Genomic DNA, 10,016 nt, shown 5'->3' on the forward strand with positions numbered 1-10,016 from the left:
CGCCTACCCCTCCTCCTCCTCGGACTCCCCCGACAGGATGGGGGCCGCCGACGCAACCGTCTGTCCGGTGTCGAGGTTCATGATGCGGACTCCCGTGGCGTCGCGCCCCTGCGAGGAGATACCGCGGACCGGCATCCGCACCGTCACGCCTCCGGACGAGATGGCGATGATCTCGTCGTCCAGCCCGACCATGAATGCAGCCACGACATAGCCCTTCGTTGCGGTGAGCTTGATGCCCCGCACTCCCTGGCCCCCGCGGCCTTGGCGGCTGAACCGGTCCAGCTGGGTCCGCTTTCCGAAGCCGGCCTCCGTGACCACGAGGATGCTCGTGTCGTCGCGGGCCACGTCGCACGAGACCACCTCGTCGGCGGCCTTGAGCCTCATGCCCCGGACTCCGGCGGCGTCGCGCCCCATGGAGCGGACCTCCGACTCGTTAAAGCGTATGGCCATGCCGTTGCGGCTGACCATGAAGATGTTTTCGTCGCCGCGGGTCTTGATCACACGGACGAGCTCGTCGCCGCGCTTGAGGCTGATGGCGATAAACCCCTCGCGCCGGCTCTTGTCGTACTCCTGCAGCGCGGTCTTCTTCACCTGGCCCTTTTTGGTCGCAAAAAACAGGAACCGGCCGGCCTCGAAGTCGCGCGTCTCGATGACCGCCTCGATGCGCTCGTCCGGCGACAGGGGCAGAAGGTTGATCGCGGCCGTTCCGCGTGCCGTGCGGTCCTTCATCGGGATCTCGTGTACGCGGAGCCTGAACACGCGTCCGCGGTTGGAGAAAAGCAGCAGGTAGGAGTGGGTGCTGGTGTAGATGATGTCCGTCACCAGGTCTTCTTCTTTGAGCTTGGCCCCAGCGACGCCGCGCCCCCCGCGCCCTTGGGTTTTAAAGGCGCCGGACTGCACGGTCTTGATGTAGCCGGCCTTGGTCATCGTGACGACGACCTGCTCGTCGGTGATGAAGTCCTCGATGCTCATCTCGCCCGGGTCGAAAGTGATCTCAGTGCGACGGGGCGATGCGAATCGACGTTTGATCTCCGCCAGCTCGTCCTTGATGACTCCGCGGAGCTTGGCCGGGTCCGCAAGAATCGACTCCAGCTCGGCGATCGTGCGCCGCAACTCGGTCAGCTCGTCCTGGAGCTCCGCCCGCGCCAGCCGGGTCAGGCGGGCAAGCGTGGTGTCCAGAATGTAGTTGGCCTGGGCTTCCGAGAAGTCGAAGGGGACGGCCATCAGGCCGTTTCGGGCCGCCTCGCGGTTCTCCGAGCCCCGGATGAGCGTGATGATCTCGTCGATCATGTCCAGGGCCTTCAGCAGCCCCTCCACGAGGTGGGCCCGGTCCCGCGCCTTTCGGAGGCGGAACTGCGTCCGCCGCGTAACGACGTCCACCTGGTGCTCGACGTAGGCCGTGAGCGACTGGGCCAGGTTGAGGGTTCGCGGCACCCCGTCCACCAGCGCGACCGTGTTGACGCCGAACGTGGCCTGCATCGGCGTGTGTTTGAACAGGTTGTTGAGGACCACGTTGGCGTTGGCGTCGCGCTTCAGCTCGATGACCAGCCGCGTCTTGCCTTTCGCCGACTCGTCGTTGACGTTGCGGATGCCGTCGATCTGCTTTGCCAGCGCGAGCTCCGCGATCTTGCCGCCGATCGACCCGGTGCTGGTCTGGTACGGGATCTCCGTCACGACGATGGACGTGCCGCGTTTGTCCTCGGTGATTTCGGCCCGGGCCCGCATCCGGACGGACCCGCGTCCGGTCCTGTAGGCGTCCAGGATCCCGGCCCTGCCCAGGATGAGCGCGCCGGTGGGGAAGTCCGGACCCTTTACGAACGCCATGAGGTCGTCCGGGGTGGCCTCGGGGTTGTCGATCAGGTGGACGGTGGCGTCGACGATCTCCGTCAGGTTGTGGGGAGGGATGTTCGTCGCCATTCCAACCGCGATCCCCTGGCTGCCGTTGACCAGCAGGTTCGGGAACCGCGACGGCAGGACCGTGGGCTCCTTGAACTCACCGGTGTAGTTGTCCACGAAGTCGACGGTCTCCTCGTCGATGCCCTCCAGCATCTGGTTGGCCAGCTGGGCCAGCCGGGCCTCGGTGTACCTTTCGGCGGCGGGCGGGTCGTCGGGGGAGCCGAAGTTGCCGTGGCCGTCCACCAGCGGGTGCCGGAGGCTGAAGTCCTGCGCCATCCGTGCCAGCGCGTCGTATATCGCCGACGGGCCGTGTGGGTGGTACTGCCCCATGACGTGACCGGTGATCCGGGCGCATTTCATGTGCGCCTTGTCGGAACGAGCCCCGACGGTCTGCATTCCGTAGAGGATCCGGCGGTGGACGGGCTTCAGGCCGTCGCGGGCGTCCGGCAGGGCGCGCTGGACGATGACCGACATGGAGTAGTCCAGAAAGGACCGCTCCATCTCCTCCTGTATCTCGATGGGCTCGATGAGACCCAGAGAGCTCGCGTCACCCGCGCCGTTGGGCGAGTCGCCGTTGCCACCGCGCACCCTACGGCTCATATGTCCAGGAACCTGACGTCCTTGGCGTTGGTGACGATGAAGTGCTTGCGCGCCTCGACGTTCTCGCCCATAAGTACGGCGAACACCTCGTCTGCCAGCGCAGCCTGCTCGACGTCGACGCGCAGCAGCGTCCTGCGAGAGCGGTCCATCGTCGTCACCTCGAGCTCCTCGTGGTCCATCTCCCCGAGACCCTTCAGGCGGGCGAACTCTTCTTTGTGCTTGGGGTGCTCCTCCAGGAACCTGACTTTGGCCTGGTCGTCCTTGAGATAGACCCGCTCCTTGCCCACGATCGTGGAGTACAGCGGGGGCTGGGCGATGTAGACGTAACCGGCCTCGAACAGCGGCTTCATGTGCCTGAAAAACAGTGTCAGCAGCAGCGTCCGGATGTGGGACCCGTCGATGTCGGCGTCTGTCATGAGGACGACCTTGTGGTATCGCGCCTTGGCGACGTCGAAGTCCTCTCCCACGCCGGCCCCTATCGCCGCTATCAGCGCTTGTACCTCGGCGTTTTTGAGCATCCGGTCCAGGCGGGCGCGCTCGACGTTGAGGATCTTGCCGCGGATGGGAAGGATCGCCTGTGTGGCCGGGTCCCGGGCCTTGACGGCGGAGCCGCCGGCGGAGTCGCCCTCGACGATGAACAGCTCAGCCCTGTCTGGCGGCGTGCCGGAGGCGCAGTCGCGGAGCTTGTCGGGCATTCCCGCGCCCTCCAGCGCCGACTTGCGCTGGATCAGCTTGCGGGCCTCCTGGGCGGCGACGCGGGCCCTGGCCGCGGTGACCGACTTGTTCAGAACCTGGCGAGCTTCTGTCGGGTGCTCCTCGAGCCACAGCGCGAGCTTCTCAAAAGTCGCCCGTTCCACCAGCGACCTGATGCTGACGTTGCCCAGCTTCGCCTTTGTCTGGCCCTCGAACTGGGGCTCTCGCAGCTTCACCGACACGATCGCCGTCAGCCCTTCGCGGATGTCGTCGCCGAGGAGGTTGAGGTCCTTTTCCTTGAGCAGGCCCTTTTCACGGGCGTAGCGGTTCACGACGTTGGTCAGGGCTTTCTTGAATCCCTCCTCGTGCATCCCGCCCTCGCCGGTCTCAATGCCGTTGGCGAAGGAGTGGATGCCCTCGTTGTAGCCGGTGTTCCACTGCAGGGCGACCTCGACCTCCTGCTCGGTCTCGGCCTGCTCGAAGTGCGCCACTTTCCGGAAAAGGGCTTCCTTGGCGGCGTTGAGATGACGGACGAAGTCGACGATCCCGCCCGTGTACCGGTAGACCTGCTCCTTGACCTCGGCCCCCTCGCGCTCGTCGCGGAACCGGATCTCCAGGCCCTTGTTCAAAAAGGCGTAGGTCTGCAGGCGCTCCAGCACGGTCGTCGCGCGGAACTCGATCCCCTCGGACTGGAAGATGGCCGGATCGGGCCAGAAGCTGACGGAGGTGCCGGTCCGGCCCCGGGGTGCGGGACCTGTCACCTCGAGCTTGGTCTTGGGGCGGCCGCCGTTGACGAACTCCATCCGGTGGCGGTTTCCGTCCAGGGAGGAATCGATCTCCAGGACCAGGCGGGTGCTGAGTGCGTTCACGACCGAGACACCGACGCCGTGCAGACCTCCGGACACCTTGTAGCCGTCGCCGCCGAACTTGCCGCCGGCGTGCAGTGTGGTCAGCACGATCTCGGCCGCCGACTGCTTGGGGTTCTGTGGGTGGGGGTCCACCGGGATGCCCCGTCCGTTGTCGGAGACGCGTGCGCCCCCGTCGGCGAGCAGGGTCACGTCAATGCGCGTGCAGTATCCGGCCATGGCCTCGTCCACCGAGTTGTCCACGACCTCCCGGACGAGCTCGTGCAGGCCCTTGAGGCCGGTGGATCCGATGTACATCCCGGGGCGCTTTCGGACCGGCTCGAGGCCCTCCAGGACCTGGATGTCCTTGGCGCCGTACGACCGGCCGCCGTTGCCGGTGGAGCGGATGTCGCGTTCTGTACCCCGGGGCGTTTTGGGCGCGTCAGCCATGAAGATCTCGTCTTTCTCGGACGGCGGGAGCCGGGGCTCCCGAGGGACACGAAACCGCAGGTCAGAGGCGGTTTTTACTGCTGAACAACTATACCATGCGGCACCGTCAAAAACCGCGTGCAGCCGGAGGCGGACGGGCACCTTCGCGACGGCCTCCAGGCCCGCGGCGTCAGGAACCGGCAGCGGGCTCGGGAATATGCTGCGACGGTCGCGGGAGGCAGGCACAGTGGCCTCCCGGTCACCGATGGAACCCATGAGCTACGAGCTGATCGAGCACACGGCCGACGTGGGCCTGGAGATCCGCGCGCAGGGGCTCGACGAGCTGTTCGAAGAGTCGGCCCGGGCGCTGCTTTCAGTCATGGGCGAGGTCCGCGGGGAGCCGGCGATAACCCAGCGGGTGGAGCTGGACGGGCCGGATGCCGAGGCCTTGCTCGTAGATTGGCTGTCCGAGCTGCTGTACCTGTTCGAGGTCCGCGCCTTTGTCCCCGTGAGCATCCGGGCCCGAATCACGCCGGCACCCGATCCGGACCGGGCATGGCGGCTGGAGGCGGACATGTCCGGCTGCGACGCCTCCGGGTTCGTGCAGCACGGACCGGCGGTAAAGGCGGTTACCTACCACGGCATCCAGGTGACGGTGTCCGATTCGGGAGCCTCGGCGCGGGTATACCTCGACGTATGACTGTCACAGAGGTCAGCCGCCACGTCTGGGAGATCCCCGCCACGGGGGGGATGCGGGTCCCCGGCCGCATCTTCGCCTCAACGGCCCTGCTGGACAAGGCCCGCGAGGACAAGGCCCTGGAGCAGGTGTCCAACGTGGCGCATCTTCCCGGCATCGCCGGCTACTCGTTCGCGATGCCGGACATCCACTGGGGTTACGGCTTCCCGATCGGAGGCGTGTGCGCCACCGATGTGGACGCCGGCGGTGTCATCTCCCCGGGGGGAGTCGGCTTCGACATCTCGTGCGGGGTTCGCCTGGTCCGCACCGACGTAGCCGTGGCCGACGTCCGGCAACGGGTGGACGACCTGGTCCGCGAGCTCTCTCGGATCCCGCGCGGCGTGGGCGGCAAGGGGCTGATGCCCCTGGACGGCAAAGGGATGCGGGAGGTGCTGTCTGAAGGGGTCGGCCTGCCGTTGCGCCGGGGGGTCGGCTGGCAGGAGGACGTCGAGGTCTGCGAGGACCACGGGGTCCTGCGCGAGGCCGACCCGGACGCCGTCTCGGCCAAGGCCATCGAGCGTGGCGCAAACCAGCTCGGCTCCCTGGGCGCTGGGAACCACTTCGTGGAAGTCCAGGTTGTGGACAAGATCCACGATGCGGTGGCCGCGGAGCGGTTCGGACTGGGCGCCGGACAGGTGGTGCTCATGATCCACTGCGGATCGCGTGGGGTGGGACACCAGGTCTGCACCGACGAGGTGCGCAACATGGACCGCGCCATGCGCTCCTACGGCATCGAGGTCCCCGATCGACAGCTGGCCTGTGCCCCTGTGAAGTCGCCGGAGGGACAGCGGTACATGGCGTCCATGGCCGCTGCCGCCAACTACGGACGGGCGAACCGCCACGTGCTCACGGACGCGGTGCGCAAGGCCTTTGAGCGCAGCTTCAGGTCCTCCGCGCAGGACCTCGGGATGCACGTCGTCTACGACGTCTCGCACAACCTGGCCAAGATCGAGCAGTACGAGGTGAACGGGCGCACCCGGACGCTGTGCGTGCACCGCAAGGGAGCTACCCGCGCGTTCGGCCCCGGGCACCCAGAGCTGCCGGACAGGTACCGTGACCTGGGACAACCGGTGATGGTCCCCGGAAGCATGGGGACCGCGTCCTTCGTTCTGGTTGGCACAGAGTCCGGACGCGATCTCGCCTGGTGGTCCACTTGCCACGGAGCCGGACGGATGATGTCCAGGAAGGCGGCAGTGAAGCGCATGGACGGACGGGATCTGCAGCGCCAGTTGAGAGGCGAAGGGATCATCGTGGTCGCCCAGCAGGCGAGGCTGCTGGCGGAGGAGGCTCCCTATGCGTACAAGGACGTCTCCGAGGTCGTGAAAGTGTGTGAGGAGGCCGGGCTGTCCAGGACCGTGGCGCGCATGCGCCCGATCGCCGTGGTGAAGGGATGACTGTCGAGACCCGGGTGCTGGCCGAGCGGCGCGTCCTGCGGAACATCCAGCCTATGTCGGCGGCCAAGGTGGCGCTCGCGCTTGGGCTCACCCTGGCGGCGATCGGGCTCGTCGGGTTCATCGCGCTGTTTCTGCTCGGTGCCGCGTCCGGTGCCCTTCGCAGCGTCGAGCAGTTCATCATCAGCATGGGGGCCGAGCCCAACTACCGGCTGGGGTTTCTCGACTTCCTGGTCCCGTACCTGATCGTGAGCATGGTTCTGACCGGCCTGCTAACGCTGCTCGCGGCCCTGTCCGCTCTGCTGTACAACATCCTCGCCGACGTCGTCGGCGGCATCGAGGTCGTGGTCCGGGAGCGATGATCATCAGGCAGTAGCATTGCGGTCGCACCGGGGGCCTGTAGCTCAGGCGGTTAGAGCGCAGCTCTGATAAAGCTGAGGTCGGTGGTTCGAGTCCACCCAGGCCCACCCCGTGCCGGCTCGAGATGTCCTCGTGATACCTCGCCTGCCCCCTCGTCATGAACCCCGAAGAAACCCTTTTGCACCTGAACGCCACTGCTGACGCCAAATGGCGTTTGATGGGCGCGCTCGAGGGTGGCTCCACCGGAGCGGCTCTGGCCCTTGTGGACGACACGGGTCGTCGAGGGGTCCTGAAGAGCCATCACGCCAGGGCCCAGGCGGAGCTCGACGAGGCGGCACAGGCGGTGGCACAAGCTCTGAGCCGAGGATGGCCGGCCGCTGCGTGGCTGGCCTGGGGCGTCGCGGGGACCGTGGGTTACGTGGTGCTCGATTGGTCGGAAGGCGACCCAGCAGAGTCCCTGTCCGACGGGCAGAGTGATGCGCTGGAACGTGCCGTGGAAGCGCAAGCCGGGATTGGCCGAGGCCGCGATCGTCTCTTCGACTGGTCGGGCCACTTCGAGCGGATCGTCCACCCCGACTCGGGGCTGCACGCCAAGTGTCTCGGGTTCTCGAGTGCGACCCAAGAGCTGTCCCGCGCGCTTGTCCGGGCCTGTGAGGGACACCTGCTCCCACCGCTGTCGCGCGACGACCTGGTGCATGGCGACTTCGCCACCGACAACGTCCTGGTCGCCGGCGATTCGGTGAGCATCATCGACACGCAGTCTGCCGGGCGCGGCACGCGAGTCATCGACCTGACGACCATGGGTGTCCACTGTCTGGCATGGGAGCAGGGGAGAGATACGGCCGTACGGTTCCTGGACAGGGCCGTGCACGTTGGCGGCTTCGGCGAGGCCGTGCGGTGTGCTTCCGGCAGGGCGTTGATCGCCGTGTGTCATGCCATCGACCACTACCCCCATTACGCCGATACCCTCACCTCCCGGCTCCGTGGCCTCGCGGATCTCCTCGTCTCGCGGCGCTGAAAGGGCCCCGCACCGAGCAGCTCCCAAGGACTGCCGCAGCCGCCACGCCGTATCTTCTAAGGGAGGAAAGGTCCGCGATATGGCTCGTAAGAGGAAATGGTTCCTGCTGGGCATACTCGGCGCCGTTGCCGGCATGGCCATGAAGCTCGTTCGCGGGCGCCGTGAGGAGTACGCGCAGCTCGGCCTGTGGGAAACGCCGCAGCCCGAGCCCGAGAGGTCCGGAGCTTCGTAACAAGCACGTTTCTCGGGGATGTAGCTCAGTTGGTAGAGCGCCGGCTTTGCAAGCCGGAAGTCACCGGTTCGAGTCCGGTCATCTCCACCGGAAAGATCGCAGGTCAGCGCGTCGCATACGCGCGTAGGCCCCCTCCGAGGAGGGGGCCGAACCGATCCCATGCCGCGAAAAAGGCGCGTTCTGCCTCAGTTCTGCGCGACGGTGATCGGCACCACGGCCGCTTCGGTGGCCGATGATCCGGCGGCAGCGAGTGGAGGGAATGAACGCGACCGAGTTGGCTGGCACCCAATGCACGAGCAGCTGTCCGAGCCTCGTGCGCCCCTCCTGCTTCGCTAGGCCGAGGGTCGAATCATGAACGTCCCCCGCGTTGACCGACCGATATCTCCCATCTGGGAGATGTTCAGGCTGGGCTCAGGTCGCATCCTGCACCCATGGTTCAACGACCGCGCGAGCTGCGAGAATCCCCTGAGGGCCGGCTTGCCGGCCCCGTTCAGTGGGGGGTGAAGGCGGTGGGACGCGGTGACTTCGTATTGCCAGTCGGCACGGTCACGCTCCTACTCCTTGACGTCGAAGGGTCGACGAGAGCGTTCGAGCAGGCGCCGGAAGCGGCCACGGAGGCGATGGTCCGGCTCCACAGGGCGATCGCCGACGCCGTCGGAAGCCACGGCGGTGTCCAGCCCGTCGAGCAGGGCGAGGGCGACAGTGCGCTTGCCGCCTTCGCCCGGGCATCCGATGCGGTGGCGTGCGCCCTCACGATCCAGCGAAACCCGGACGTCGACCTGCGAGTTCGGATCGGCCTGCACACCGGTGAGGTCCAGCTTCGCGACGAAGGCAACTACATCGGTCTAACGATCAACCGCTGCGCGCGCATCCGCGATCTCGGTCACGGCGGCCAGGTACTGCTGTCGCGCACGACGCGCGATCTCGTCGTCGACCGTCTCCCGGGCGACGCATCGGTGCGGGAGATGGGCACTCATCGTCTTCGCGATCTCGCACGCCCCGAGCTGATCTTCCAACTCTGTCATCCAGCACTCGACGCAGAGTTCCCACCATTGCGCTCGCTCGACGCGACGCCAAACAACCTTCCTGCCCAGCTCACGAGCTTCATCGGACGCGACGACGAGCTCGTCCAGCTTGGGAAGCTGATTGCGGAAACGCGCTTGCTGACAGTGACCGGCGGAGGTGGATGTGGAAAGACTCGCCTTGCCCTTCACGCTGCCGCGGACGCGATCGACGCCTACCCCGACGGCGAGTGGTTCGTCGACCTCGCGCCGCTCTCCGATCCCGAGCTCGTAGTGCCCACGCTGGCGGCCGTCCTCGGCATCAAGGAGGCGCCCGGACGCGACTGGGTTGACACGATCGCGCAACGCCTCTCCAGCCAGCGCGCGCTCGTGATCCTCGACAACTGTGAGCACGTCGTCGCCGCATCCGCCGAGCTCGCCGACGGGCTGCTCCGTTCGTGCCCGGGGGTGACCGTGCTGGCGACGTCGCGCGAGCCGCTGGGCGTCGACGGCGAGGTGACGTGGCGCGTACCCAGTCTCACCGTTCCCGACGAGCGATCGACGCTCGCAGTCGAAGCGATGGCGGCGTCCGACGCCGTGCGTCTGTTCATCGACCGCGCCACGCGTGCACGCCCGAACTTCGCGGTGACCAACGAGACCGCGCCGGCGGTGGCGGAGATCTGCCAGCGTCTCGACGGCATCCCGCTGGCGATCGAGCTCGCCGCCGCCCGCGTCCGCGTCTTGTCGCCACAACAGATCGCCGCCGGTCTGAACGACCGCTTCCGGATGCTGGGCGCGGGGGCACGAACGGCGGT

General features: G+C 67.0%; 8 protein-coding genes and 2 tRNA genes. 8 read left to right on the forward strand and 2 right to left on the reverse strand.

Annotation, left to right across the window (positions count from 1 at the left end; translation table 11 throughout):
* Nucleotides 1-3: 3 nt before the first annotated feature.
* Together gyrA and VNE62_10270 are read right to left on the reverse strand one after the other, a co-directional pair.
* A complete protein-coding gene (gene gyrA / locus VNE62_10265) occupies nucleotides 4-2,496 on the reverse strand; it encodes a DNA gyrase subunit A (protein HVE92664.1) in 2,493 nt (830 codons plus the stop codon).
* The gene (locus VNE62_10270; protein ID HVE92665.1) at nucleotides 2,493-4,484 is read right to left on the reverse strand and encodes a DNA topoisomerase subunit B; all 1,992 of its coding nucleotides are present in this window, start codon (nucleotides 4,482-4,484) and stop codon (nucleotides 2,493-2,495) included. The genes gyrA and VNE62_10270 overlap by 4 nt, the downstream gene beginning before the upstream one ends.
* Nucleotides 4,485-4,737: 253 nt before the next feature.
* Between VNE62_10270 and VNE62_10275 the strand changes: the two genes are divergently transcribed.
* The 8 genes from VNE62_10275 to VNE62_10310 form a co-directional block, all read left to right on the forward strand.
* Nucleotides 4,738-5,163 carry an archease gene (locus VNE62_10275; protein ID HVE92666.1) on the forward strand — a complete coding sequence of 142 codons (426 nt, stop codon included), beginning with the start codon at nucleotides 4,738-4,740 and terminating at the stop codon, nucleotides 5,161-5,163.
* Nucleotides 5,160-6,593 carry an RtcB family protein gene (locus VNE62_10280; GenBank protein HVE92667.1) on the forward strand — a complete coding sequence of 478 codons (1,434 nt, stop codon included), beginning with the start codon at nucleotides 5,160-5,162 and terminating at the stop codon, nucleotides 6,591-6,593. The genes VNE62_10275 and VNE62_10280 overlap by 4 nt, the downstream gene beginning before the upstream one ends.
* On the forward strand, nucleotides 6,590-6,952 hold the full coding sequence (locus VNE62_10285; GenBank protein ID HVE92668.1) for a DUF3566 domain-containing protein: 363 nt from the start codon (nucleotides 6,590-6,592) through the stop codon (nucleotides 6,950-6,952). Before VNE62_10280 ends, VNE62_10285 begins: the two co-directional genes overlap by 4 nt.
* Nucleotides 6,953-6,983: 31 nt before the next feature.
* Nucleotides 6,984-7,057, forward strand: a tRNA-Ile gene (locus VNE62_10290).
* Between the two features lie 110 nt (nucleotides 7,058-7,167).
* Nucleotides 7,168-7,968, forward strand: a complete 801-nt coding sequence (locus VNE62_10295) for a phosphotransferase (GenBank protein ID HVE92669.1) — start codon at nucleotides 7,168-7,170, stop codon at nucleotides 7,966-7,968.
* A gap of 79 nt (nucleotides 7,969-8,047) precedes the next feature.
* The gene (locus tag VNE62_10300) at nucleotides 8,048-8,200 is read left to right on the forward strand and encodes a hypothetical protein (GenBank protein ID HVE92670.1); all 153 of its coding nucleotides are present in this window, start codon (nucleotides 8,048-8,050) and stop codon (nucleotides 8,198-8,200) included.
* Nucleotides 8,201-8,214: 14 nt separating this feature from the next.
* Nucleotides 8,215-8,287: transfer RNA gene (locus VNE62_10305), tRNA-Ala, on the forward strand.
* Between the two features lie 413 nt (nucleotides 8,288-8,700).
* The coding region (locus tag VNE62_10310; protein HVE92671.1) for an adenylate/guanylate cyclase domain-containing protein at nucleotides 8,701-10,016 on the forward strand (1,316 nt) is incomplete at its 3' end.

The organism is Actinomycetota bacterium, from assembly GCA_035536535.1.
GTDB lineage: Bacteria > Actinomycetota > JAICYB01 > JAICYB01 > JAICYB01 > DATLNZ01.